The organism is Sporomusa sp. 246TCP1 (assembly GCF_057319775.1).
On record NZ_CM170492.1, the window covers coordinates 5,929,702 to 5,955,000 of the forward strand.

General features: G+C 44.4%; 21 protein-coding genes, 1 rRNA gene, 1 pseudogene and 1 riboswitch (1 of these 24 only partly in view). Of the genes and pseudogenes, 19 read left to right on the plus strand and 4 right to left on the minus strand.

Going from position 1 to position 25,299, the window contains the following annotated elements; genetic code table 11:
• Positions 1-15 precede the first annotated feature (15 nt).
• Genes AC1ECB_RS28005 through AC1ECB_RS28015 form a run of 3 tightly spaced genes read right to left on the minus strand, consistent with a single transcriptional unit; the run spans position 16 to position 4,041 of the window.
• Positions 16-858 carry an SAM-dependent methyltransferase gene (locus AC1ECB_RS28005; RefSeq protein ID WP_485666814.1) on the minus strand — a complete coding sequence of 281 codons (843 nt, stop codon included), beginning with the start codon at positions 856-858 and terminating at the stop codon, positions 16-18.
• 20 nt (positions 859-878) lie between these two features.
• Positions 879-1,487 (minus strand): FmdE family protein, encoded by a 609-nt coding sequence (locus AC1ECB_RS28010; RefSeq protein WP_485666815.1) that lies wholly within the window; start codon positions 1,485-1,487, stop codon positions 879-881.
• Between the two features lie 28 nt (positions 1,488-1,515).
• On the minus strand, positions 1,516-4,041 hold the full coding sequence (locus AC1ECB_RS28015) for an AMP-binding protein (RefSeq protein WP_485666816.1): 2,526 nt from the start codon (positions 4,039-4,041) through the stop codon (positions 1,516-1,518).
• Between the two features lie 522 nt (positions 4,042-4,563).
• Here AC1ECB_RS28015 and AC1ECB_RS28020 point away from each other — a divergent pair.
• The 4 genes from AC1ECB_RS28020 (at position 4,564) to AC1ECB_RS28035 (ending at position 8,484) form a co-directional block, all read left to right on the plus strand.
• Positions 4,564-4,986 (plus strand): DUF3842 family protein, encoded by a 423-nt coding sequence (locus AC1ECB_RS28020; RefSeq protein ID WP_485666817.1) that lies wholly within the window; start codon positions 4,564-4,566, stop codon positions 4,984-4,986.
• A gap of 103 nt (positions 4,987-5,089) precedes the next feature.
• Positions 5,090-7,201 (plus strand): xanthine dehydrogenase family protein molybdopterin-binding subunit, encoded by a 2,112-nt coding sequence (locus AC1ECB_RS28025; RefSeq protein WP_485666818.1) that lies wholly within the window; start codon positions 5,090-5,092, stop codon positions 7,199-7,201.
• 3 nt (positions 7,202-7,204) lie between these two features.
• Positions 7,205-7,672: a (2Fe-2S)-binding protein gene (locus AC1ECB_RS28030; RefSeq protein WP_485666819.1), complete on the plus strand. Its 468-nt coding sequence runs from the start codon at positions 7,205-7,207 to the stop codon at positions 7,670-7,672.
• Positions 7,666-8,484: an FAD binding domain-containing protein gene (locus AC1ECB_RS28035; RefSeq protein ID WP_485666820.1), complete on the plus strand. Its 819-nt coding sequence runs from the start codon at positions 7,666-7,668 to the stop codon at positions 8,482-8,484. The genes AC1ECB_RS28030 and AC1ECB_RS28035 overlap by 7 nt, the downstream gene beginning before the upstream one ends.
• Positions 8,485-8,506: 22 nt before the next feature.
• Here AC1ECB_RS28035 and AC1ECB_RS28040 read toward each other — a convergent pair whose 3' ends face one another.
• Positions 8,507-9,364: a class I SAM-dependent methyltransferase gene (locus AC1ECB_RS28040; protein WP_485666821.1), complete on the minus strand. Its 858-nt coding sequence runs from the start codon at positions 9,362-9,364 to the stop codon at positions 8,507-8,509.
• A gap of 440 nt (positions 9,365-9,804) precedes the next feature.
• Between AC1ECB_RS28040 and AC1ECB_RS28045 the strand changes: the two are divergent.
• From AC1ECB_RS28045 to AC1ECB_RS28115, 15 genes and pseudogenes are all read left to right on the plus strand, one after another.
• Positions 9,805-11,402: pseudogene (locus AC1ECB_RS28045) on the plus strand (7TMR-DISM family protein); the annotation flags it as partial.
• A gap of 210 nt (positions 11,403-11,612) precedes the next feature.
• Positions 11,613-11,795, plus strand: a riboswitch (cobalamin riboswitch).
• 256 nt (positions 11,796-12,051) lie between these two features.
• On the plus strand, positions 12,052-13,044 hold the full coding sequence (locus AC1ECB_RS28050) for an ABC transporter substrate-binding protein (RefSeq protein WP_485666822.1): 993 nt from the start codon (positions 12,052-12,054) through the stop codon (positions 13,042-13,044).
• A gap of 32 nt (positions 13,045-13,076) precedes the next feature.
• Positions 13,077-13,712: a MotA/TolQ/ExbB proton channel family protein gene (locus AC1ECB_RS28055; RefSeq protein WP_485666823.1), complete on the plus strand. Its 636-nt coding sequence runs from the start codon at positions 13,077-13,079 to the stop codon at positions 13,710-13,712.
• The gene (locus AC1ECB_RS28060) at positions 13,699-14,109 is read left to right on the plus strand and encodes an ExbD/TolR family protein (RefSeq protein ID WP_485666824.1); all 411 of its coding nucleotides are present in this window, start codon (positions 13,699-13,701) and stop codon (positions 14,107-14,109) included. The genes AC1ECB_RS28055 and AC1ECB_RS28060 overlap by 14 nt, the downstream gene beginning before the upstream one ends.
• Before the next feature lie 131 nt (positions 14,110-14,240).
• Complete coding sequence (locus AC1ECB_RS28065; RefSeq protein ID WP_485666825.1) at positions 14,241-16,223, plus strand: TonB-dependent receptor plug domain-containing protein; 1,983 nt, start codon at positions 14,241-14,243, stop codon at positions 16,221-16,223.
• A 25-nt stretch (positions 16,224-16,248) separates the two neighbouring features.
• Complete coding sequence (locus AC1ECB_RS28070) at positions 16,249-17,292, plus strand: FecCD family ABC transporter permease (protein WP_485666826.1); 1,044 nt, start codon at positions 16,249-16,251, stop codon at positions 17,290-17,292.
• Positions 17,289-18,545: an ABC transporter ATP-binding protein gene (locus tag AC1ECB_RS28075; protein ID WP_485666827.1), complete on the plus strand. Its 1,257-nt coding sequence runs from the start codon at positions 17,289-17,291 to the stop codon at positions 18,543-18,545. The genes AC1ECB_RS28070 and AC1ECB_RS28075 overlap by 4 nt, the downstream gene beginning before the upstream one ends.
• 4 nt (positions 18,546-18,549) lie before the next feature.
• Positions 18,550-19,122 carry a cob(I)yrinic acid a,c-diamide adenosyltransferase gene (gene cobO / locus AC1ECB_RS28080; protein ID WP_485669418.1) on the plus strand — a complete coding sequence of 191 codons (573 nt, stop codon included), beginning with the start codon at positions 18,550-18,552 and terminating at the stop codon, positions 19,120-19,122.
• A gap of 58 nt (positions 19,123-19,180) precedes the next feature.
• The gene (locus AC1ECB_RS28085; protein WP_485666828.1) at positions 19,181-19,807 is read left to right on the plus strand and encodes a TIM barrel protein; all 627 of its coding nucleotides are present in this window, start codon (positions 19,181-19,183) and stop codon (positions 19,805-19,807) included.
• An 81-nt stretch (positions 19,808-19,888) separates the two neighbouring features.
• Complete coding sequence (locus tag AC1ECB_RS28090; RefSeq protein WP_485666829.1) at positions 19,889-20,146, plus strand: hypothetical protein; 258 nt, start codon at positions 19,889-19,891, stop codon at positions 20,144-20,146.
• A gap of 174 nt (positions 20,147-20,320) precedes the next feature.
• Positions 20,321-20,803 carry an ATP-binding protein gene (locus tag AC1ECB_RS28095; RefSeq protein ID WP_485666830.1) on the plus strand — a complete coding sequence of 161 codons (483 nt, stop codon included), beginning with the start codon at positions 20,321-20,323 and terminating at the stop codon, positions 20,801-20,803.
• Entirely contained in the window at positions 20,793-21,095 is a 303-nt protein-coding gene (locus tag AC1ECB_RS28100) for an STAS domain-containing protein (protein WP_485666831.1), read from the plus strand. Before AC1ECB_RS28095 ends, AC1ECB_RS28100 begins: the two co-directional genes overlap by 11 nt.
• A 24-nt stretch (positions 21,096-21,119) precedes the next feature.
• Positions 21,120-22,181, plus strand: a complete 1,062-nt coding sequence (locus AC1ECB_RS28105; RefSeq protein WP_485666832.1) for a PP2C family protein-serine/threonine phosphatase — start codon at positions 21,120-21,122, stop codon at positions 22,179-22,181.
• A 42-nt stretch (positions 22,182-22,223) separates the two neighbouring features.
• A complete protein-coding gene (locus AC1ECB_RS28110; protein ID WP_485666833.1) occupies positions 22,224-23,957 on the plus strand; it encodes a methyl-accepting chemotaxis protein in 1,734 nt (577 codons plus the stop codon).
• 401 nt (positions 23,958-24,358) lie between these two features.
• Positions 24,359-25,299: ribosomal RNA gene (locus AC1ECB_RS28115) — 16S ribosomal RNA — on the plus strand (it continues 617 nt past the right edge of the window).

Below are 25,299 nucleotides of genomic sequence, written 5' to 3' on the forward strand. Positions count from 1 at the left end.
CTTTAGACTTTTTCTTTATGGCAGTTTCGCTGTAACCCTCCACCACATAACTCCAATAGTTGTTGCTGATTGTTCAGAACACAAGCCATCAATGGAGCGGGACTCTAAGAAGTCGCGAATACTGGCTTCGGTATCGGGGCCGCTGATGCCAAACACAGAAAAATAGCGGGTGTAGTGCTCAACCAGATAATCAAGCGGCTCTTGCTGGTCGTGACTGTAGCTGTAAAAAGTCAAGTTAGGGCGATAGCCTTCTTGGTAAAGGATGTTGAGAGGGTAAATAATGTCAAAAGAGGGGCCGGGCGGAGCTTGGCCGCGAAGTCTCTCCCATAGCAGGCGGCGCAAAGTAAGGCTGTGCTGACCGGCAAAGCCAATGAGGCAGCAAACTTTGCGGGCTACTTTGATCATTTTCATGAGGCTGTCATAGTCATCAATGGCCGGGCTTTTGGCAGCAAACGCAATATCATAGACCGGTTTTGCCGCTAAGTCATTCCAATCGGCATGCAAGCAATCAATATGAGCAGATAGCCCCGCTTTATCGGCCTTGTGTTGGAGTGTAGACAGCATTTGACTGGCTGTGTCCAGACCAGTCACTTTAACGCCTTTAGCAGCCAAAGGCAACGCATAGGTGCCAGGGCCGCAGCCAATGTCAAGTAAGCTATCACCTGGTTTGACGGCTCCCTGCGCTATAAGCTGTTCAATGATGTCCTGATGGGTTTGCCGGTTGGTGTTAGTATTTTTGGCATAACTACCGGCAAAGCTGTTCCAAAATTCGATCCAGGTTTGGGGGTCAGGACTCTGTTTTCGTACAGTTTGACGGTACTCAGACCAGGCATTGGCCCAAAACTTGGCATTGTGCATAAAATTACCTCGCTCTTGTCTTACCATCCCCGGCTATATTCTTCGGTACAGGCCAGACAAGCAATTTTACCATTTTTCAACCGGGCGCGGGCTTCCATGACTTTTTCGCCGCAGTACTCGCAAATAACAGAGTTGAAGATTTTGGCTTCTGAGGGTAGTTTGAGTTCGACGTCCTGGATTTTAAATATTTCCTCAGGCGGGGTAGCTAGCAGACAGGCAATGCGTTCAGACTGAAGCTTTTGCCAGGATTCTTCCTGCTTAGGTGTAGCTTGTCCGCTGAACACGGCAGTTTTGATGATTTCCTGCTCAGGTGTCAAGGGTATTCTATCGCCTGTTACAACAACCCGCACAGCCTTACCTGTGCTACGATTGCCAACCGTATAGGCTTGCTTGCCATGATCTTTGTAGATCAGATTGCCTTTACCGATGGTGCAGCCTAAAATAGCCTGTATGGCATCAATACCACAGCCGTCAGATTCGACAATAGCAACAAGTTCTTCGTCGGCGGCTCGTTCTACCTTGAGATGTGCCAAGGCAGCCCTGGCGGCCAGGTAACCGATAGTAAGCCCGGGGCAGCAATGCCCGTGAAAGTCAATAGCTCTTTGAAAGTCGGTAGGATAATTGTTCATGATAACCTCCAGAATTTTTTATATATTGTCATGCGGTCTCAATCCGGCTGTCTGCTTGTAAGCCTAACTTTTGAATTGCCTGTTCGCGCATCTTATACTTCATGATCTTTCCGGCGGCATTCATTGGAAATTCAGTAACAAAATCGATATAGCGGGGGGTTTTATGCTTGGCCATATGGGAACGGATATAATCTCTAAGCTCGTCGGCCGTTAGGATCATCCCTGCCTTGAGGATCACGCACGCAACAATTTCCTCGCCATACTGCTTGTCGGGCACGCCAATTACCTGAACATCCTTGACTTTGGGATGTGTATAGATAAAATCTTCGATTTCCTTAGGATAGATATTTTCACCACCCCGAATAATCATATCCTTAATGCGTCCGGTAAGTTTGTAGTATCCATTTTCATCACGCCTTGCCAGGTCGCCGGTGTGAAGCCAACCGTCCTTGTCAATGACAGCTGCAGTTGCTTCAGGCATTTTGTAGTAACCCTTCATGATGTTGTAGCCGCGGGCTACAAACTCGCCATCCATATTGTCAGGCATATCTTTGCCGGTTTTGGGATCTACAATCTTACACTCAACTCCAGGTAATTCACGGCCTACGGTGGTAACACGCAATTCAACAGAATCATCTACGCGGCTTTGGGTGCAGCCGGGTGCAGATTCGGTCTGCCCGAACACTATTGTTATCTGAGTCATGTTCATCTTGTCTACAACATCCTGCATTACCTTGACAGGACAAGGGCTGCCGGCCATAATGCCTGTTCGTATATTAGAAAAATCTGTTTTCGGAAAGTCCTCATGCTCTAACATCGCAATAAACATGGTGGGGACTCCGTGGAAGCAGGTTATTTTCTCCCGGTTGATGCATTCCAGTGATAGCCTAGGTGAGAAATACGGCATCGGCGACATGGTAACGCCATGAGTCATTGAAGCTGTCATGGCAAGCACCATACCGAAGCAATGGAACATGGGTACGTGAATCATCATGCGGTCGGCTGTGGAAAGATCCATGCAGTCGCCGATATTCTTTCCGTTATTTACCACATTATAGTGAGTGAGCATGACACCCTTTGGAAAGCCGGTAGTTCCCGAGGTATACTGCATGTTGCACACATCATGCTTGTTGATAGAACGTTCGCGGCGATAAACCTCTTCGATGGGAACGTTATTAGCCATGGCTATGGCATCTTCCCATGTCAGGCAACCCTTCTGCCTTGAATCAACCGTAATTATATTGCGCAGAAAAGGCAGACGTTTTATGTGCAGTGGTTTCTCCGCATCGGCGGTTTCAAGCTCCGGGCAAAGCTCTTTGATAATACCGACATAATCGGAATCTTTATAACCGTCGATCATCACAAGTGTATGTGTATCTGACTGACGGAGCAGATATTCCGCCTCATAAATCTTGTAGGCTGTATTTACAGTGACAAGCACCGCACCAATCTTGGTTGTGGCCCAAAAGGTAATGAACCACTGAGGGACATTAGTTGCCCAGATGGCAACATGGTCACCTGGCCTGACGCCTAAGGCAATTAGCGCACAGGCAAAGGTATCGACATCGTCCCGGAATTCCGAGTAGGTTCGGGTATAATCCATTGTGGTATACCGAAAAGCATATTGATCGGGAAACTCATTAACCATGCGGTCAAGCACCTGAGGGAAGGTCAAGTCAATGAGCGTATCTTTCTCCCAAACATATTTGCCGGTTTTGGCGTTATTGTCAAACAGACGGCCCTTGGCCGTAGCTTTCTCAATGAAACGGCTCATGTAGTTTGCGAAATTTGGAAAAATAACTCCCGTATCATCAAGGTCTGGTGCCCAGTGCCTGATCCATTCAAGTGAAACATAGCCATCGTATTTTATGGAGCTCAATGCCATCATGATGGCGTCAATTGGCAAATCTCCTTCACCCATTACGCGGTAGTGGATTATGCCATCCATCATAATGGAATCCTTAATATGTACATATTTAATATAGGCACCAAGATTTTGTACCGTCTGTCCTGGTGTCTCACCTGCAAAGCGGTAGGGATGATGTATATCCCACAGAGCGGCCACTGCGTCGCTTGCCACTTGATTAAGCAGCAGGCATAGGCGGGCAGTATCGGAATAAACACCATTGGTTTCCACCAGCAGGGTTACGCCATTTTCTTCGGCTATGGGAACCAGGCGTTTTAATGCGTCAAGTACAACCCCATCATCCACCTCACCGTTTGGTTGAGGATCAAGGTCGCCCAGAATGCGGACATAGGGCGTGCCAAACTTGGCGGCTAGTAAAATATACTGCACAAGCTGTTCATGGTTTTCTTCCGCTTTTTCCGCGTACTTTAAGCAGCAACCGGCAGAAAAGCAAGGAATTTCGAGGTGTAGTTCTGAGAGCTTTTGGACTGCTTGCGGGATTTGACTTGCGGTAAAAGGATGTACACGCACAACATCATTGCCCAGTCCGCGGATTTCAATGCCATCAAATCCGAAATCTTTGGCCATGGAATACATATCTGTCCAACTGAAATCGGGACAACCAAGGGTAGAAAAAGCAAGTTTCATTGCAGTCTCCTCACAAATCTTTTTTAGAACTATACTAATCGGTCTGCTTATTTAGCTATGCCCAGCAATGAAAAAAGCTTTCGTCCCCGAAGCATTTCTGCTAAGAGACGAAAGCGCAAACTTCCGTGGTATCACTCTTGTTGATATGAGATATATCAACTCTGCGGCATTGTCAAAATGACGAATGCTGTCTCATAATAACGGCGAGAAAACCGTTCACACCTACTCGCTTCAACCACCAGGAAATAATTTTGCCTTCAGTTGGCTGTTAGGGTGAGTTTCACGACTGCTCTGCGCGCTGTTTCTCAGCAACCAACAGCTCTCTGGAGCGTCATACCGCAGTGTATTTTCCCTATCAATGCATTAACTACTTATTTATAACCCATTTTATGGTCTTTGTCAAGATGATTTCAGCAAATCCAGTACCATAAAGGTCTAAGTGTAAGTTTGCAGGAGTTTGGGTGTTGCTGGCCGAATATATACGACAATCGTCCAGTTTTAGCGGAAGGTGGTAATAAGGTAATGTTAATCGCGGTTATTGATGGCATGGGCGGAGGCCTTGGTGTGCAGCTGGTTACCCAGTTATCAGCACAATTGGGGCAGAAAGCGGATATTATTGCGCTGGGAACCAATGCATTGGCGACCAACAATATGGTACGGGCGGGAGCTATGCGTGGTGCGACAGGCGAAAACGCTGTTATTGTCTCCATCCGCAAAGTCGATATAGTAGTAGGGCCAATTGGTATTATTATTCCTAATTCCCTGATGGGTGAGATTACGCCTAAAATTGCCGAGGCCGTTGCTTCGGCTGATGCGCGTAAAGTACTGATACCTGTTAATCAACAACACTTCGATATAGTCGGGTTAGAAGCCCGGCCACTGGTGGTATCTATTAAAGAAGCTGTTACGAAAGTAAATGAGCTTGTTCAGGGTAAGTCCTGGTAAACTACGATAGAAAAGAACTCCCCCTTATTTTATAATAATTGTAACAACTACTATAAAATAGGGGGGAGTTCTTTTTACATAAAAAGATGTTAGGAGGCATTGTATGGAAATGATTAGTAAATCCACCAAGAAAAAAGATCATGAAGCGAAAATAAGCGGTCGTGCTCTTTATGTGGATGATCATGTAATGGACGACATGCTTTATGGCAGGTTGTTGCGCTCGGCAAAAGCAAAAGCACGCGTCACCAAGATTATTCTTCCGGCATTGCCTACAGGTTATTTTGTTGTTGACAAGCACGACGTTACCGGTGAAAATCGTGTTGCCATAATCGTTTATGACACTCCGGTTTATGCCGAAGATACGGTAGAATATGTTGGTGAGCCAATTTTGATGGTTGTCGGCCCGGCTGTTAAAGAAGTTGAGAAAATTTTGCATGCTATTGTCGTCATATATGAAGAACAAGTTCCAATTCTCGATATGCGTCAATCAGATACTGTTTTTTTCAATTACAATTATGCCAAAGGAGATATCGAGAAGGCTTTGAGAGCAGCTGATCATGTTTTCAGCGAGACTTTTCAGACTGGTTATCAGGAACAGGCTTATCTTGAGCCACAGGGTTTAATTGCTTATCCGCATGCAGGACGAATGACGGTACGCGGTTCGATGCAGTGTCCCTATTATGTGCATGCTGCAGTCGCTAACGCATTAGGCTATGAGGAACAGGACGTTCAGGTTATCCAAGATGTTACTGGTGGAGCCTTTGGTGGCAAGGAAGCGTTTCCCTCCATACTTGCGTGTCAAATTGCAGTAGCGGCCCAAAAGGCAAACAAACCAGTTAAGGTCATATTTGACCGGCGCGAAGACATGGAGTTTACGTCCAAACGTCATCCATCACTATGCACCTATAAAGTAGCTATTAAAAACGGTGAAATTATTGGCATGGATATTGATGTGCTGTTTAATAGCGGTGCCTACACCACACTTTCAGCTGTTGTTTTGCAGCGGGGCTTAATTTGTGCAAACGGTGTATATCGCATTGATAATCTGCGTGTTGCCGGACGGGCAGTTAAGACTAATACGGTACCTTGCGGAGCATACCGCGGTTTTGGCGCACCGCAGACTTTTTTTGCAGTAGAAATGGTTATGGCTCATATTGCTAAGAAAATGGGACTTGACTCGCTTGAACTAAAAGAAAAATATATTGTGCAGCAAGGGGATGCTACATCTACAAACGGCAAGTTTCATTTCCATGTACCTTTACCGGAAATGATTCAGCGGCTTGATGAACTTGCTGCTTACCGTGCCAAACGCAAGCTGTACCAGAATCAGACAGGGCGCTTTCGTAAAGGTATTGGTATGTCGATGTTTTTTCATGGCTGTGGTTTTACTGGCAGTGGTGAGCGGGACATTATTAAGGCTGTTGTCAGGATTCGAAAAAACGCCGCTGGTATGGTAGAGATTCTGGCAAGCAATACCGATATGGGTCAAGGTATCAAAACGACTTTCTGTAAAATTGTTGCCGATACTCTTGGCATTTCTTATGACAGGGTGTATATTGATAACCCGGATACGGATCGTGTGCCGGATTCAGGTCCGACGGTAGCAAGCCGGTCGCTAATGACAGTTGGCGGTTTGCTGCAACAGGCAGCAGCGAAGCTTAAAAAAGAATGGATTGAGGGAAAAGAACAAGTTATCGAAGAACATTTCAGTGAGCCTGATTTTGTGATTCCATTTAGTCTGGAAGAATTCAAAGGAGATGCTTACCCAACTTATTCCTGGTCTGTTAATGCGATTGAAGTGGAAGTAGACACGCTTACTGCAACGACAAAGATTTTGGGGGCCTGGGGGATTTTCGATGTTGGTGTTCCTGTTGATATGAATATTATCCAGGGACAGATGCAGGGCGGTTTTTTACAGGGGATTGGTTATGCTGCGATGGAGCAGATGGATTACAATGAGAAAGGGATGATTCGTAATAATAGCTTCAGCGATTACATCATTCCTACCGCGGTGGATGTGCCAGAGCTTGTGACTGAAATTATGAATAATCCCTATACTCACGGTCCATATGGAGCAAAGGGGGCAGGTGAACTTCCGCTTGTCGGGGCCGCTCCGGCTTATGTGGAAGCGATGGAAAATGCACTTGGCACTAATTTGCATAAGGCGCCGTTCACCCAAGAAGATACCATGAGAGTTTTGCAGGGGAGGCGATAAAGGTTGATAAAATTTACGCTTAACGGCCAAGAGGTTACATCGCTTGCTAAAGCAAATGAGCGTTTACTTGATGTTTTGCGCAATGAATTTAATCTCACTGGTGTAAAATGTGGTTGTAAAGAAGGAGAATGCGGCGCCTGTTCTGTTATTCTTGATGGTAAATTGGTTAACTCGTGCCTGGTAGCCATGGGGTATATTGAAGGCAGTACACTGGTGACTATTGAAGGTTATCGTGAAACAGAACGCTTTGCCGTTCTTGCAAAGGCTTATGCTGCTGTCAGCGCTGTACAATGCGGTTTTTGTATTCCAGGCATGATTTTGGCTTCCGAATGTATCCTTGCCCAAAATCCAAACCCTACCGAAGCCGAAATTCGCGCAGGTATTTCTGGTAATCTGTGCAGATGTACTGGGTATAATGCGATTGTTGAAGCGATTGGGATTGCAGCAAAGGGGGGACAGGGTTTATGGTAAATGGCTATCAAGCAACATCGCTAAGTGAGGCCTTGGCTATTCTGGTCAGGGAAGCGGTTACCCCTTACGGCGGAGGTACTGATTTGATGATTGCGGCAGATGAAAAGGCAAACTATTTGTTTCTTTCTAAAGTACCTGAGATGAAAAATATAGTAGAAGACAAGGAGTATATTCGTATTGGCGCTGCCTGTACGTTTACTGATATTATTGAAAGTACATTGGCTCCTGCTATACTAAAGGAAGCAGTTGCCCAAATTGCGGCACCGGCAATCCGTAATATTGGTACTGTTGGCGGCAATATCTGCAACGGTTCGCCGAAGGCTGACAGTGCGCTGATCCTTTTTGCGACAGACGCTAAACTACGTCTTGTTAGCAGCAAAGGTGAACGGGTGATTCCTATTACCGAGTTCTATCTTGGTAATAGGAAAACATCCCTCCAGGCAGATGAACTACTAGTAGAGATTCTAATGAAGCGAACAGGTCTTGGTAATTATTACTATAAGAAGGTGGGGGCCAGAGGTGCTTTGGCTATTGCCAGAGTATCATTTGCAGCCGTACTTAACGTCGAGCAGGGTAAGATTGTTACTTGTAGGACAGCTTTTGGTGCAGTCAGTGATGTTATCATCAGACGGGCAGATATTGATGCTATGCTTGTTGGGAAGACAATCAATGAAGCAAAGGCTGTCAAGGAAGACTATCTTGCAGCCTTTGCCCAGGCAGTTGTTCCTATCAGAGGTAGAATTTCGGCAGAGTACAGAAAGACTGTTTGTATGAATTTACTGCGGGACTTTCTTGAAAGTAATGGAATCTGAATAAAGATAATATATAGTCAGGTTATTCTAAAATAGTTGTCTTTCGGTCAGTACGCCACCAAAGAACACCAATTGTTGTATTAATTAGTTCGGAGCAATAATCCTCGACAGCCCGGTTGGTCAGAAACTCGGTAATTTTCGCTGTTGTTTCCGGGCCTTCCAGCCCAAACAAGGCAAAATAGCTGGTATAATACTCAATCATGTATGCTAAGGTTTCCCGGTAACGCTCGCGGTAACTATAGAATTTGAGGTTTGGCAGGAAGCGTTCATGGTAGAGAATGTTAAAAGGATATTGGATATCAAAGGCCATATGCTCAGGTGGTTCTCCCATAAGATGTTCCCACAGGAGGGCACGAACCTTAATATGGTAGGTGCCGGCAAAGCCGATAAGGCAGCAGACACCGCGAGACACCGCATTCATTTTCATTAAGCTGTCATAATCATTGATGGCAGTCGTGTTGGCCGCAAAGACGACATCATAGGCTGGCTCAGCCGGAAAATCCAGCCAGTCTGCTTGTAACGGCTCAATTCGGCAGGTAAGTCCTTCATGTATGGCCTCGGATTTTAGCATCGCCAGCATCTGGTCGGCCGTATCCAGGCCAGTCACTTGTCTGACCTTGGAAGCCAGGGGTAAGGTATATGTACCGGCACCACAACCTATGTCAAGAACCATGCTGAAGGGACTGATTACACCATCAGCCACAAGTCCCTCAACAACTGCATTATAGATAGAGCGGCTTTGACGGTTGCGCAAGGCATATTGTTCGGCGAATGAATTCCAGAACTGCTGCCAGCCTTGCTTATTGCCATAACTGGGAGCCTGGTTGGAGGTATTTCGGACTTCCTGCCAGGCCTCTGTCCAAAATTTAGTAGTGCACATATATTTTCACCTTCCTGAAATACAGTTAAAAAAGGCATGAACATCCAAGGAGCTATTCCACGGATTTCATACCGAAATGTTAAATCTTCATGATTCAAAACAACTACTTTAACTATAAATTGTTTTGTCATAATTGTCAATTAGTAATCCTTGCACTGGTATTGACACTCGTTTATGGATATGGTATGGTCTACCAACTTGCTTTTTGTTCCGCTGGAAAGGAAAAGGTAGCACCGATATCGAACGTAACCCCCATACTATGTAAATAATTAATATTATTGAATATTGGAAGCGGGTTGGGGATACTGCAAATGACGAAAAAATATTGGATCATAGGATTATTGACAATTCTAGCGATTATTCCCGGCGGTTTTTTAGGTAAGGCCGATGCTTCGCAAAAGTCGGAACATAGTGCATACCCGATAACTACTTTTGAATTAATTGAGGATGTAAGGGGAGAATATGACTTTGCGGCCATAAACTCTTCTGTTTTTGCTAATCAATTTAAGCAGTATCCCCACCAAATCATTTCTTTGGGTATTACAAAATCAATCTACTGGTTGCGCTTTCAACTACCGCCCAATAATCCGGGCGCTATTACGGCTAGTCAAATACTGGAATTTCAGAATCCTAATATTGACAAAATAGATTTGTTTATACCGATTAACGATAACAGTGCGGTTGCCGGTGTAGGTTATCTTGCAAAATCAGTGGGGGTAAGCAGGCCTGCCGCCAATAGGGATGTCTTGGATAATAGCTGGGTGTTTTCCATTCCGGATCAATACCGGCAAGACCAGTTTTTGTATCTTCGGCTTGAAAGTAGTTCGGCTCTTAGGCTGCCGGTAGTACTATGGCGGGATAATTCTTTCCATACAGAGGCTTTTTTAAAAAATCTGGGTTTTGGCATTTTCTATGGAATCTTGCTAGCTATGTTTTTTTATAATTTGTTTATATGTTTCGTTTTACAGGACAAATCTTACTTGTACTACGTGTTATATATCGGCTTCATGTTGCTCTATCAGTTTCAAGTGCATGGGCATCTCAAGCTGTGGCTTGATATTGCTTATCAAAGCTATAATGCGATTTTTTGGGTGTGGCTAACTGCTGCCTTTATTGCGTCGATTTACTTTACCCATTATTTTCTGCAGATTGAGAGCAATGCTCTTTGGAATAAAACGAGGGCAGTACTTGTGGTAGCAGCTTTGGTTCAAGGTTCTGGGGCTTTTTTGGCTATACTATTTGGGCTAATCAGCTGGCACATGGATTGGGTCTGGCTGGTCCTAGCGTATATATGGCGGTGGCTGTTTGGCGTTTGCGTCAGGGGTTTCGTCCAGCCAGGTACTATTTACTAGCCTGGGGTGTGCTCGCGGTAGGAATTGTAGTATGGGTAATGGCCGCATATATCCCTGATACATTTACTGCAGTCAATTATCTATTGGTAGCAACTGCCGGCGAATCCATCTTACTTTCTTTTGCCTTATCGGAAAGATTTAAAACTTTGCGTTTAAAAGAAATGGTATTGACAAAACACATGAAATATTACCGGAATTTAAGTCTCACAGACGAATTGACCGGCTTATATAATAAACGTTATTTTACTAAGGTTATGGAGCAAAAAATAGATGCAGCCCTGGAGAGAAACAGGTTATTGACATTAATGATAATCGATATTGATCATTTCAAAATCTATAATGATAGATATGGACACCTACAGGGTGATCAAGTGCTCAGCCAGCTTGCTCAAGTATTGCTGAATGTCCTTGAACAGTCCCAAATGGCTTTCCGGTATGGGGGAGAAGAGTTTGTTGTCTTATTGCCAGGCAGCAATTGTGCGGCGGCAGTACAGATTGCAGACAGTATTCGCGGTCAACTCCAGACTGAAGTATTTATGCCTACAGGGGATGCTATGGTAAAAGTAACTGTCAGCATAGGTGTAGCTGAGTTACGGCAGGACGATACGCCGGCAAGGCTTTTTAAGCGGGCTGATGATGCATTGTACAAAGCAAAAGCGGCCGGAAGAAACCGGGTTGTCTGTATGTAACGCGATTTATCTATTATTTACGAAGATGCCGGTTTTAGTAATGTCTTTGTTTACACGATGGAGGGATTTCTGTCATTGAGCCGAGTTATCAATAAACTAAAGCAGAAACAAGTAAATTCCAACCACCCTATGAGTGCAGAGATTCATAAATCTCTGTAAGGTAAAACTTGACAACTATTTTAACCGAGGTATATACTAAATATTGAAAACAGAATATTTGAGGTAGGTGCCCAAATGGGCTTAATAGGGAAGACCCGGTGAAAAGCCGGCGCGGTCCCGCCACTGTAACGGGGAGCAAGTTTAAAATATACCACTGGGATGAATTTCCTGGGAAGGTTTAAGCAAGCAATGATCCGAAGTCAGGAGAACTGCCTGTCTGACAATCACCGTTTGTTACCCACGAGGTTTGGGGAGGGGATTACAGTAGGCGTTTTTGTGGCGCACTAGTTGATTCGCTCCTGGTTTTATATACCAGGAGATTTTTATTAGCTTACTGTTAGTACTCCCGGCTGTAAACGGTCGGGAGTTTTGCTATTTGCAGCTGTTTTCTCAATTAGCAATAGAAAATAACACCGGTTTGCTCTATTATGGCTATAAAGATGCTGCATAGTAGCTGTTGAAGAGACAACCCGTAGGAGATGAAGCTATGACATTAGTAAATTCAGTGAAACGACCATTCCTCCACTGGAGCATGCTCCTGGTTCTAGGACTACTGCTACTATTCACCGGCGGCTGTACCGAAAAGAATACTAGTAGTTCGCCTCAAGACAAAAGTACAGCCGGTTCTGGTGGTTACGAAGTTGTAGATAGTACTGGCTATGTATTGCAGCTTCCGCAAAAACCACAGAGGATTGTAGTGCTCTCTATCAGCACGGCTGAGATTATTATGGCTCTGGTAGGCCCAGAACGTATTGCGGCTCTGGCGGATTTATCTGATGTCAGTGGAGTATCCAATATTGTTGAGCAAGCTAAAGCTGTTCCCAAGAAAGTGCAGGCCAATGCTGAGAGCGTTATTGCACTCCAGCCAGACCTTGTAATTATTCCCGACTGGCGGCCGGCGGCGTTAGCCCAAACGCTTAGGGAGGTAGGCATTCCGGTCTACGTCTATAAAACAGCAACAACCATTGACGAAGTCAAACAATCTATTACAATGATTGCTCATGTTGTTGGCGAAGAGCAGGCCGGTGAACGTTTGGTAGCCGAAATGGAAAACCAACTGGAGCAAGTTAACGAGAAAGTACGGCAGATTCCTAAAGATAGTCAGCAGGTAGTGATTCGGTTTTCACTGATGGGCGATGGTGGCGGCAAAGGCAGTACATTTGAAGATATCTGCCGTCAGGCAGGGGTAATTGAAGGTGCGGCGTTGGCCGGACTGAGCCGTGAGGACGTAATGTCCAAAGAACAAATTGTCAGTGTTAATCCAGATGTAATTTTGCTGCCTGACTGGGATTATACCGGCAAAACCGATATAACGAAGTTTGCTGAGGATGTGCAGAATGACCCGGCATTGCAGTCGGTAAAAGCTATTCGCAATAAAAAAATGGTTGCTGTGCCTGACAGACACTTAACTGCTACCTCACAGTACATTGTACTTGGAGTGCAGGACGTAGCCCGGGCTGTTTATCCACAGTATTTTTAGGTAAAATACTATACAAAAAAGGAGGAAGAAAAATGAGTGTTATAGCAGAAGCCTTTGGCATTTTCCAAAAAGGCGGCCCGGTTATGTATTTAATTGCGGCCTGTTCATTACTGGTTGTGACCATTGGGGTGGAACGGTTTTTATACTATCAAAAGATGAATACCAATATGTGCAAGTTTACCGAACAGCTGACGCCATTGCTGGAACAGACTGAGTGGGCGGCAGCCCATGAATTATGTTGCCAGACCCAGGGTATTGCGGCTATTGTTGCTGCTAAGGGTATTGGTTATGTTCAGCGTGGCTGTGCCAATATCGAAAGTGTTCTGGAAGGAGAGGCGGCATTGGCTGTTGCCGGTCTGCGAACCAATCTAAGCCATTTAGACACCATTGTAACCATTGCGCCGCTTTTGGGCCTTTTGGGAACGGTTATTGGCATGATTGGTTCTTTCAGTGTCATGAATATTAAAGCCGGTCAGCCCCAGGCTATTACTGGTGGTGTCGGGGAAGCGCTTGTTGCTACCGCTTCCGGCTTATGTGTAGCTACTTTAGCTATGATTGTATATAGTTATTTCAACCACCGGCTTGATAAACTGATTACCCAGATTGAACAGACTTGCCTATTGCTGATAGGGCATATCAAACAGGAGAAACGTCATGAAATTGCGTAATCTGCGTACTGAGCGCCAGCCTAAGCTGATGATTATTCCCATGATTGATATTATCTTTTTTTTACTGGTGTTTTTCATTATGAGTACTCTCTATATGGTTGATCAGCAGACCATACCTGTTAATTTGCCACAAGCTGCTTCGGCGCAAAGTGACAAACCACACAGTGTGGCAATTGCGGTTACCAAAGAGGGACGAATTTTGTTTGAACAGGAAGATGTACCACTGGAATTACTGAAAAAGCGGGTACAGCTGGAAATGAGTAAGCAGAGTGACCTGGTTTTTATCCTGCGCTCTGATAAAGCGGCTGAATATGGCAAAGTGGTAGCTGTTCTTGATGAATTGAAACTAGCAGGGGCTGTGCGGGTGGCTATCGCGACGGAAAGGAAGGATAAGTAATGGATTGTTCATTCCTCCCGGAATATTGTCGCGCCGGGAACCAAATTATCCGGAAAAAGCACGCCAGGCGGGCGTTGAAGGCACCGGTGGCATTTAGGCTGAAAGCGTAAAACATAAAATAGGAGTGAATAATGGTGAAAAGAAAGAAGTCTACAAGTACAGGCAAAACATGGCTATGGGCGATGGTGACCAGCGCATTGTTAGTTCAGGTACCGGGTGTTTCATTGGCGGAAGAGGCAGATAAGCAAGATCAGTTTTCGTTTGATGAAGTGGTGATAACGGCTAACCGGGTGCCGACATCAGCAGCGAAAACGGCTGCGAATGTTGCGGTTGTATCCAGAGAACAGATTGAAAAAGGGGCTTTCGCCAACTTAGGGGATGTGCTCCGAGACGTTAATGGAGTCATTGTCACTACCAAGGGCTTTGCTGGTGCAAGTCAGACAATTCGGTTAAACGGCGATGACCGTGTGCTGGTAATGATTGATGGGCGCAGGATTAGCCAACCCCAAGGTGTAATTGGCAGTCGGTCTAGTATTGATTTAAATTCGATTATTTCGCTGGATAATATTGAACGGATTGAAATTGTTAAAGGCGGCGCCTCGGCATTGTATGGCTCTGACGCAGTCGGCGGAGTGATTAATATTATTACCCGCAAAGGTACAGAAGCTAAAACCACAATGGACGTTTCAGTTGGTTCCTGGGGCACACGTAATTATGGGTTTAGCACACAAGGGAGTGAAAATGGCTTTAGCTGGTATATTACTGCTAATAAAAAGGAACAGGATTATACGAAATACAATGTGTTAAATCCAGCCTTAACGTCAGGCAGTAGTAAAGGTGACAGTTATCGGTGGCCTAATAGCAAATATGAGGGACAGGGCTTTACCATGCGGCTGGATAAAACAATTGATGATAACCGTTCGGTTACCTTTAACTTTGAACATTGGGATGATGAAGGCGGACAACCGTTTGGGGTAAATTACCCAAGTGTAGGATCTCTCAATCAATCGGCAAAGTTATCAAATAACTGGGCGTTAACCTATGATTTCAATAAACAAAAAGACGTGCCTGGTTTTGCCCGCATCTTTGCTAACTATATGAACCAGGGTTTTTACGGTACCTATAAAACCAGAACACAAGGTTTTGCTTATCAAACAGGCTGGCAATTAGGTGACCGTCATAAAGTGGTTACCGGTCTTGACTGGGAAAAGGGCGAAGTACTGGAAAATATATATCATGATCAATATTATGATATGGTAAATTACAAAAATAAATCGGTTACTAATACGGCACTTTATTTACAAGATATTTTTACAGTAACAGACAAATGGACGATGACACCAGGCGTGCGCTATGACCATCATAGCAAATTTGGCGGACAAACCACGCCAAAAGTGAATATAAACTATAGTGCGGATTCATCTACCGATATTTATTTATCCTACAATAGAGTATTTAAGGCCCCTAATTTGGATGACCTGTATTATGATTTGGAATATTATGGTACGTCTACAAAAGGGGATCCTAACCTTAAACCGGAAAAAGGACATGTACTTAGTGTCGGGGTGAATAAAAAACTAAATAATAATACATCAGTGACAGCCAATTGCTTTAGCAGCAAACTTACAGACGCCATTGAGTGGGATTATGACAACAATTACAATGCGTGGGCGCGCAATATTGCTAAACAAAAGAAACGTGGTTTCGAACTTGATATTCATCATAAGCTTTCTGAACATTATTACAGCGAAGTTGGTTATTCCTATGTACATACGGAAAACAATGAAAATAACGCGGGCTATTTAGTTGAAGAAAATAACAGCCAACCCAATGGGTATCGTGTGAAAGTAGGTTATACTGATACGAAGTGGGATGTGAATGTCAACGGTCAGAGTGCAACCGGACTAAGTCGCAATCGATTTGTTGACAGCAGTTACTGGGTTTGGAATCTGGCTGCCAATTATAAAATGACGCCAGCTGCCAGTGTTTACTTAAATGTTTATAATTTAGGAGACAAGGCCTATGAACTCACTTCCAGTGGAAGCGGAAATAGCCGGGGTAACTACCCTATGGCATCTCGTAACTTCCAGCTAGGCATTAAGTATTCTTTCTAAAACATGAACAGAAGGACTAGATGATATGATAGGCAGGGTAAAAAATAAAGCGATGTTGTTTAGCGGGCTGGGTGTGCTGTTGCTGGTGGTACTCGTATGCTCGCTGGCTTGGGGTCAGGTAACCGTACCTATCAGCGCTGCGCTGGCAGTTGTTGGTCAACAATTACACCTGCCTGGCATGCAAGGAAGCGATATCAATCAGGAATATACATCTGTTATCTGGCATATTCGTATGCCGCGCACGCTGGTAGGGCTGTTGGTAGGTGCGGCACTTGCGGTGTCAGGAGCAGTTATGCAAGGAGTATTTGGCAACTCGCTGGCCGATCCGGGCATTATCGGTGTATCAAGCGGTGCGGCATTAGGAGCCGTTATTGCCATTGCTTTAGGTATGACAGCTAAAGGGATTTTTTACCTGCCATTTTTTGCGTTGCTGGGTGCGCTGTTGGCAGTGGGAGTGACGGTTACGTTAGCTATGCGTGATGGCAAAATTCCGGTGATGGTGCTTCTCTTGGCAGGCGTTGCCATAAGTATGCTAATGGGTGCTTTGACCTCCGGAATATTGACTTTTATAAATGAGTACCGGCTGCGGGAATTCTTATTTTGGACGGTGGGCGGGCTGGATTACCGCCGATGGGAACATGTTTATCTTGCTGCCGGTCCAGTAATTATTGGTATTCTCATTTTGTTTTTATTAGCCAGACATCTTAATATTCTAGTTTTAGGAGACCAGGAAGCACGTTCGGTAGGCGTTCCAGTGGCCTTCTTGCGTCTAGTGCTGTTGTTTGTTTCAGCTGTGACAACCGCAACAGCCGTATGTGTTAGCGGTACAATTGGCTTTGTGGGTTTGGTTGTACCCCACATTATGCGTCTTTTGCTAGGGCCGGAGCACCGCACCTTGTTGCCGGCCTGTGCTTTGGCCGGAGGGATCTTTTTAGTGGCCTGTGATACACTGGGACGACTGGTAATGCCACCGTCTGAGATTCGGGTTGGAATTATGACAGCATTACTGGGTGCACCTTACTTTTTGTATCTGCTGCGTAAAGCACAGAAAGGAGGCGGGCTGTCATGAATGCAACCAGTGAATTTGCTCTAGCTGCGAGTAATGTAGGGGTTACTATTGGTGATAAAACTATTTTACGGGATATTTCTTTCGCGGCTAATTCAGGTGAATTTGTTGGTATTATCGGCCCAAATGGCGCAGGGAAAAGTACATTGCTCAGAGGCCTCCGCGGCATGGGAGCCATTACCTCCGGGGCCGTTTTGGTTTTTGGGCGGTCGCTGCATACGTTAGGCGACAAACAACTGGCGCGTAGTATTGCTTATATGCAGCAGGACGTAAATGTTGGTTTTGGTTTTAACGCCTTGGAAGTGGTGTTGGCCGGACGCTACCCATATCTGAAATGGTGGCAGAATGAGCAGCGTGAGGATTATGAAATTGCCCGGAAATATATGGCCTTCACCGGTGTTGAGGCCTTGGCTGAGAAATCGGTGCAGCAGGTTTCAGGCGGGGAGCGGCAGCGTATTCTTCTGGCAAAGGTACTGGCGCAGGAAACACCGCTCATCTTCCTTGATGAACCGACAGCCAGTTTGGATTTGGGGTATCAGGAAGAAATTTTTCGGCATTGCCGGGTCATATGCCAGGAGGGCAAGATGGTGCTCATTATTGCCCATGATATCAAACTGGCTGCTAAGTTTTGTACGCGCTTGATTTTATTGGCTGGCGGCACCATACTTGCTGATGGAAGACCGGAAGATGTCATCACTGCTCAAAATCTGGAAAAGGCCTATGGTTTACATTCTGATGTTTTTATTAATAAAGTAACAGGTAATCTGGATATTCACACCTATGAGGCGGCCGGGACTACTACACTGCAGCCATTTGTCCACGTGATTGGCGGCGGCGGTTCTGCCGGAAATATTCTGCGGCTGCTGCACGAAAGGTCTTATAATTTGAGCGGTGGTGTTTTTCAGCAGGGCGATAGTGATGCCGATGTAGCTATGGCCTTTGGCATACAGGCGATAGTTGGTCAGCCTTTTTGTATTATTGATAAGGTACAGGCAAAGGAGAACAGAGAAAAGATACTTGCTGCCGATGTTACAGTGTTAAGTAATCTGTATTACGGACAACAAAATTTGGATAATCTCAAGGCAGCGTTTGTTGCTAAAAAAGTTATTATTATTGAAGATACAGCGATTGAGGAACGCGATTTTACCGGCGGTAAAGCAAGCAAGTTATATCGTGACTTGTGTACGTTGCCGCAGGTAACTGTGCTAAGCTCAGTACAGTTTGCCGAGCAGGTAGTAACAGGCGAAATTCTTTAATTCACTGTATAGTGATAAGCAAGCAAAGGAAAGGAAGGATAGTATGCCGGAAACCAAAGGCTTGGTAATTGTAAACACGGGAAATGGCAAGGGAAAGACAACTGCCGCATTAGGACTGGGACTGCGGGCATGGGGTCAGGGACTTAAGGTACTCATTTTACAATTTATCAAAGGAAATTGGAAATATGGTGAATTACAGGCTGCTGAGAGAATGGGGGCTGACTTTGTAATCCGTCAGCTGGGTGAAGGTTTTGTGAGTAATACCACAGGGGATGACAGAACTGATCATCAGGCGGCTGCTGAAAAGGCACTCCATGACGCAAAAATGGAAATTATGTCGGGAAATTGGGATATGATTATTCTTGATGAGATTAACTATGCTGTTAAATTTGGACTAGTTTCTGGTGAAGCGGTAGTTGAACTGCTAGCGATAAAACCTCCTTTACTGCATCTTGTGCTTACCGGACGAGACGCATGTCAGGAAATCATTGATAAAGCTGATTTAGTGACTGAAATGAAGGAAATTAAACATCCCTATAAAAAAGGGATAAAAGCGCAAAAAGGGATTGAATTCTAAGAAAAGCGCTAGTATGCAACCAAGGTGATACCAAAATAGCTGGATGAGGATAAGCGCTATGTTGCAGCTTGTAAATATATCAAATTATTGTTGTGATAATGACCTTATAGACAACGACCCTGCCCGCTTGCGGGAATTTTTAGAACGGCATAACTTAGATGGTGTCGAAATGATGTTTTGCGGACCTTGGGACGCTCACCTTCATAGAGCAGAATGGATGCAAGGGTGCCATCTGCGTTTCTGGCCCTGGTGGCTGGATTTTTGGCGTGGCGACCAGGATGCATTACTCAGGCAGTTTGGTAGTCAAGCAGGCATTGATGAGTGTTATGGTGGTCCAACCCGTGAAGCGTGGCTGGACATTTTTCGCAATAATATCCGGACTGCCACAGAGGCCGGAGTAAAATACCTTGTGTTTCATGTTAGTCATGCGAGGGTATCTGAGTTATTCAACTGGCAGTTTAGTGCTAGCTGTCGAGAGGTAATTGAAGCCACAATTGAGGTAGTAAACGCATTGGCGCCAGAAATTCCACAGAATATAACTCTATTATTTGAGAATCTATGGTGGCCGGGGTTAACACTCAGAAATAAAGAATTAACCGCCATGCTGCTTGATAGCGTCATCCATCATAATATTGGCATCGTGCTGGATACCGGACATCTAATGAACACGAATCCGGAATTATGAACAGAGGCTGAAGGGGTTAACTATATTCTAAACACCCTGGAAAATCTAGGCAGTTATGCGCATTATGTCAAAGGGATTCACTTGCACAAATCGTTATCCGGAAAATATCTCCGTGCCAGTCAAAGTTCCCGGGAGTTTAAAGCAGAGTACAGCCTGGAAGAAGTTATGAACCATGTACTTAAGATTGATGAACACAGGCCGTTTACCACTCCTGTCGCACAAAGTATTATTGATTATGTACAGCCTGAATTTCTTGTGCATGAGTTTATGTACAAAAATATGACTGACTGGAGAAAAAAACTAGGTCAGCAGCAAAAAACGCTTACTTTCAACAAATAGCGATATAAATAAATAAGTTTTATGTAATAAACTGCAGATTTTACTATTTATTGGGTTGCAGTTTTTTATTAACAAAGTTATACTAATATTGTCATTAATTAAAATTGGGTACTGTTAGCAATAATTGAGGCTGCTTATGTATAACAGTGGCATGAAGCTGCAAAAGAGATTTTGTTGATTCATGCCACTGTTATAGTTTATGGAAATATGATGCACGAGGTGAAAAGTATGTATTGCTTTTCTACAGTGAAAGAATTTTCAGAATTACGGGAAGCTGTGCGAGAAAAACTGACCGAAATGCGGGTTGCAGGAGTTGACCCCTTCTTTGTCGCTATCAATGAGGCTGTGAATAATGCTATTTTTCATGGTAATAAGCAAGATGAAACTAAAAAAGTACAATTAACCATAACGAATTGGCCAGGGGAAGTCAGAGTCATTATTCGCGATGAAGGTCAGGGTTTTGTACCAGCGGAGGCAAAGCAAGAGGAAGGTTTGCAGGAAAGTGGACGGGGCATTGAAATTATCAGGCACTGCGTGGATCAGTATTATTTTTCTTCAGAACCTAGCGAAATAGTATTGATTAAAAAAGTTGCTAGTTCTCCAATGGTATCTGAATCAAAAATTATAGAAAAGGGGCGTTTAACGAATGCAAATTGATACCAGCATTGTTAATAACCAAGTGATTGTTGATTTGTCCGGCGGATTGTATGTTGAGGGAGCAGAGATTCTGCGGGAAAAACTTATCAAATATATGGAAAATGGGCAAAAGCACTTTCTGGTAAAGATGCATAAGGTTGACTACATCGATAGCTCCGGACTTGGTGTATTGGTTTCCATTCATAAGCGGACACGGCAATGTAATGGCAGCTTGGTGATTACCGGTACAACCGGCTTTGTCAAAGAATTATTTGAATTAACCCGCTTGAATAAAGTATTTGATATGCAGTGACCGAAGTTCCAAGGAGATGTAGGAATGAGTGCTATTATGCAAAGCGCCGTTAGTCAGGAAATGTGTGAGTATTGCCAGCGGTTTGATCTATTGGACATGATCAATGACGCCGTGCTTTTAGTGGATGCCCAAACCAATGAAGTTTTTTTTATGAACCAAAAGGCATTGCATATGTATCGGTATGAGCAGCAGGAAATTGAAAATCTGGGAATTGCTGATTTAAGCCATGAGTCACGGGAAACAGCATGTGAAAAAATGAAAATGGTGGTTGAACGGGCAAAGCGGGGCTATATATTTCTGTCCAATCATGTCAAGAAAGATGGAACACTATTCAAGGTGGAGATTAGTGCCCGTTGTTTGGTTATGCATGGCAAAGCTGTTATTGCTGCGTTGGTTAGGGATGCAACTGCTGACGGTAAAGTGAGGCAGGAATTAGAAATTGCTGGAAAGATTCAGCGGTTGTTGCTGCCGGAGGAGTTAACAACCGCACAGTTCTCTATGCGGACTATTTACCAGCCGTTACACGGCTTGAGCGGTGACTTATATGACGTTCAATATAATGAGGACAATCAAACTCTGTTTGGAATTATTCTTGACGTGATGGGGCATGGCATTGCTGCCACCAGTCAGGGCGGTATTTTGCGTTATCTTTTTCGACAGACAGCTGAGAAACATATAGCTGTCAGTGACAAATTAGCATGGATTAACAATGAAGTTATGCCATTTTTTAGCTGTGGTGGTTTTGCTGCCGCCTTGTTGTTTGAGTTTGATTTTAAAAGCAAGATATTGACGTATTCTTCTGCAGGGATAAGCTATTTTCTTTGTTTAAACAGCAAGGGAGTAACAGTAATAAAGAGTCCGGGTTTGTTTTTAGGTATTAATGAAAAAGAAGCTTATGATGAGTGCGTGATGACTTTTCAGGCAGGCGACAGTTTTTTCTTCTTGACTGATGGTCTCTTTGAGATGTTGGCACAGCCTATTGATAAATTGCATACTTTTGATACTTTGTATGAACAGTGCAAAAATTTACCAATTAACAAAACAATTAAGGATGATGCTTCCGGAGTGGCGATACTTACGCATTGATTCATGGTTAATGTTGTGACAGATGATTTAGCGAATGGGAGAGTGAATATTTTGAAAGCTAAATTAGGTTTCAAATTCGCAGTGAGTTTTGGTATCATTTTACTGCTGATGATTATTATGACAATTACCTCTTTTGTCAATTTACAAAACGCAAAAGGAGAGTTAGTAAAAATTGATGAGGCTAATGCACGAATGGCGTTAGCTGATACTATTGCAGTGCAATACAAAAATACAATAGCTGCTATCCGTGGTTATGCCGCCTTTGGTGAAAACGTATACCTGGGACAAATGGATAAGGGTTTCGATAAGCTTTTGACAGCGGAAAAAGAACTGCTGGCTATAGCTAGAGCGGACAAGCAGCAGGAAGTGCAGATGTTAATTGATCAAACAAATCAGTATCGAGATATTATTGTAAAGGAATATCTGCCAGCAGCCAAGACTTATCATGCTGCCAAGGCGGCGGGAGACTTGGCACTGGAACGAGAATATGGGACAAAATTATATGGAATTACTAAGCGGATGGCACCGTTAGTTGAATCAGTAACCGTAAAGGCTGATGGTATTGCTGAAAACAATGTAAATCTTGCGAAAAATTTGATTGACGATAGTATAAACAGGGCTGATAATATTAATCGGTTTTCTCTGGTGATTAGTCTAGTTGTATTGATATTGGGACTGGTTATTGCGCTAGTTTTAACTAATATGATCAGAAAACCTATACTTGCTCTCACGGCGATTACCAATCAATACGCTGCAGGAGATTTGCGGGATATTGTGGAACTCAAGTCTTCCGACGAAGTTGGAGAATTGGGACATTCCTTGCGTACTATGCATAATCATTTCGTTAGTATGATTACTAATATCCGTTCAGCATCAGGACAACTGGCTATGGCATCAGAACAAATGGCATCATCGACCGAGGAGGTCACTGCCACCGGAGAGACGATTTCTCAAAGCATGCAGCACTTGTCTGGTGAAGCTGAAACCGGTAATAGTTCTATGCTGGAAGCGTCTCAGGCGTTGGTGGAATTGTCCAGTCTTATTCAAATTGCCAAGAAAAAAGCTATTGATACTTGCAACAGTTCAACAGAGACTTTGGCAGCAGCTGAAAATGGACGGGCTAAAGTCACTGAATCAGTTAGCAAGATGGATAATATTACTGAACAGACTAAACGATCCAGTCAGATAATAGGCGAATTGAATGATTACTCTCAGCAAATTTCCCAGATTATTGATACCATCACGATGATTGCCAAACAGACTAATCTTTTGGCACTTAATGCCGCTATTGAAGCCGCCCGGGCTGGGGAGCATGGACGTGGGTTTGCGGTGGTTGCGGAAGAGGTGCGCCAGTTGGCCGAACAGTCTAATCAGGGAGCACAGGAAATCACTGCATTAGTTGAGAAAGTTACAGAAAAAACACAACTAGCCGTGTTGGCGATGACACAAAACGTAACAGAAGTAGAAGGCGGTGTTATTACTGTTAATGAGGCAGGCTTGGCACTTGATAAAATCTTACAGGCAGTGAGGTTTATGGCTGACGAGGCTAGAGAAATTGGTAACATTACCTCAGAACAGGTAGCTAACTCAGACCAAATTGTGAACTTAATCAACGATCTTTCAAGTGTTATTGAAACGGTGGCTGCGCATACGGAAGAGGCAACAGCTTCCATTGAGGAACAGTCCTCAACAATGCAAACAATTGCCGCTGGTGCAGAAGAAACAAGTGCTATGGCAACCGAATTGAAAGAATCGGTGCAACACTTTTTGGTGTAAGTAATAAACGACTTATAATACCTTAAAGTGGCGCTTGACACTGGTGCTGCTTTAAGGTATTATATGAAAGTCGCTTGCAGCGAGTGAGTTCCAGAGAACAGTAAGCTATTCATGGCGAACGACAAAAATTACCAATAAAAGATATATTGACATAGTGAAAACCTTTGTGTTACTATATAAAAGTCGTCAGCAAACGACAATGGTTGCGGGCAAAAAGTATTGTTCATGATACGCCTGTGACAGCAGCACATTCATGTACGCGGTTCCCTGAAAACTGAACAATGTAAGTAATGCATCAAAAAAAGCCAGATGTGCGGTTGTATGTCGCTTGCGACATACAAAACCAAAAACAATTTCTATTTAATTGATTTATAGAGCCAACAAATGGCTTCAATAATATTTTATTGGAGAGTTTGATCCTGGCTCAGGACGAACGCTGGCGGCGTGCCTAACACATGCAAGTCGAACGGGGAGTTATTTATAACTCCTAGTGGCGAACGGGTGAGTAACGCGTAGATAACCTGCCTCTAAACTGGGGACAACACCGCGAAAGTGGTGCTAATACCGAATGTGGTATCTTAGTCGCATGACTGAGATAAGAAAGGTGGCCTCTATTTATAAGCTACCGATTAGAGATGGGTCTGCGTCTGATTAGCTAGTTGGTGAGGTAACGGCTCACCAAGGCGACGATCAGTAGCCGGTCTGAGAGGATGAACGGCCACACTGGGACTGAGACACGGCCCAGACTCCTACGGGAGGCAGCAGTGGGGAATCTTCCGCAATGGACGAAAGTCTGACGGAGCAACGCCGCGTGAGTGAAGAAGGTCTTCGGATTGTAAAGCTCTGTCGTTTGGGACGAACGTATTCTATGTAAATAATGTAGAGTAATGACGGTACCAAAGGAGGAAGCCACGGCTAACTACGTGCCAGCAGCCGCGGTAATACGTAGGTGGCAAGCGTTGTCCGGAATTATTGGGCGTAAAGGGCGTGTAGGTGGATGTTTAAGTCGTGTGTCTAAGTGCGGGGCTCAACCCCGTATAGGCGCAGGAAACTGGAGATCTTGAGTGCAGGAGAGGAAAGTGGAATTCCCAGTGTAGCGGTGAAATGCGTAGATATTGGGAGGAACACCAGTGGCGAAGGCGACTTTCTGGACTGTGTCTGACACTGAGGCGCGAAAGCTAGGGGAGCGAACGGGATTAGATACCCCGGTAGTCCTGGCCGTAAACGATGGGTACTAGGTGTAGAGGGTATCGACCCCTTCTGTGCCGCAAGCTAACGCAATAAGTACCCCGCCTGGGGAGTACGGCCGCAAGGTTGAAACTCAAAGGAATTGACGGGGGCC

Excerpts from the sequence above, each read along its gene's own strand:
- AC1ECB_RS28005 (WP_485666814.1), bottom strand. The coding sequence starts at position 858 with ATGCACAATGCCAAGTTTTGGGCCAATGCCTGGTCTGAGTACCGTCAA.
- AC1ECB_RS28010 (WP_485666815.1), bottom strand. The coding sequence starts at position 1,487 with ATGAACAATTATCCTACCGACTTTCAAAGAGCTATTGACTTTCACGGG.
- AC1ECB_RS28015 (WP_485666816.1), bottom strand. The coding sequence starts at position 4,041 with ATGAAACTTGCTTTTTCTACCCTTGGTTGTCCCGATTTCAGTTGGACA.
- AC1ECB_RS28020 (WP_485666817.1), top strand. The coding sequence starts at position 4,564 with ATGTTAATCGCGGTTATTGATGGCATGGGCGGAGGCCTTGGTGTGCAG.
- AC1ECB_RS28025 (WP_485666818.1), top strand. The coding sequence starts at position 5,090 with ATGGAAATGATTAGTAAATCCACCAAGAAAAAAGATCATGAAGCGAAA.
- AC1ECB_RS28035 (WP_485666820.1), top strand. The coding sequence starts at position 7,666 with ATGGTAAATGGCTATCAAGCAACATCGCTAAGTGAGGCCTTGGCTATT.
- AC1ECB_RS28040 (WP_485666821.1), bottom strand. The coding sequence starts at position 9,364 with ATGTGCACTACTAAATTTTGGACAGAGGCCTGGCAGGAAGTCCGAAAT.
- AC1ECB_RS28050 (WP_485666822.1), top strand. The coding sequence starts at position 12,052 with ATGACATTAGTAAATTCAGTGAAACGACCATTCCTCCACTGGAGCATG.
- AC1ECB_RS28055 (WP_485666823.1), top strand. The coding sequence starts at position 13,077 with ATGAGTGTTATAGCAGAAGCCTTTGGCATTTTCCAAAAAGGCGGCCCG.
- AC1ECB_RS28060 (WP_485666824.1), top strand. The coding sequence starts at position 13,699 with ATGAAATTGCGTAATCTGCGTACTGAGCGCCAGCCTAAGCTGATGATT.
- AC1ECB_RS28065 (WP_485666825.1), top strand. The coding sequence starts at position 14,241 with ATGGTGAAAAGAAAGAAGTCTACAAGTACAGGCAAAACATGGCTATGG.
- AC1ECB_RS28070 (WP_485666826.1), top strand. The coding sequence starts at position 16,249 with ATGATAGGCAGGGTAAAAAATAAAGCGATGTTGTTTAGCGGGCTGGGT.
- AC1ECB_RS28075 (WP_485666827.1), top strand. The coding sequence starts at position 17,289 with ATGAATGCAACCAGTGAATTTGCTCTAGCTGCGAGTAATGTAGGGGTT.
- AC1ECB_RS28085 (WP_485666828.1), top strand. The coding sequence starts at position 19,181 with ATGTTGCAGCTTGTAAATATATCAAATTATTGTTGTGATAATGACCTT.
- AC1ECB_RS28100 (WP_485666831.1), top strand. The coding sequence starts at position 20,793 with ATGCAAATTGATACCAGCATTGTTAATAACCAAGTGATTGTTGATTTG.
- AC1ECB_RS28105 (WP_485666832.1), top strand. The coding sequence starts at position 21,120 with ATGAGTGCTATTATGCAAAGCGCCGTTAGTCAGGAAATGTGTGAGTAT.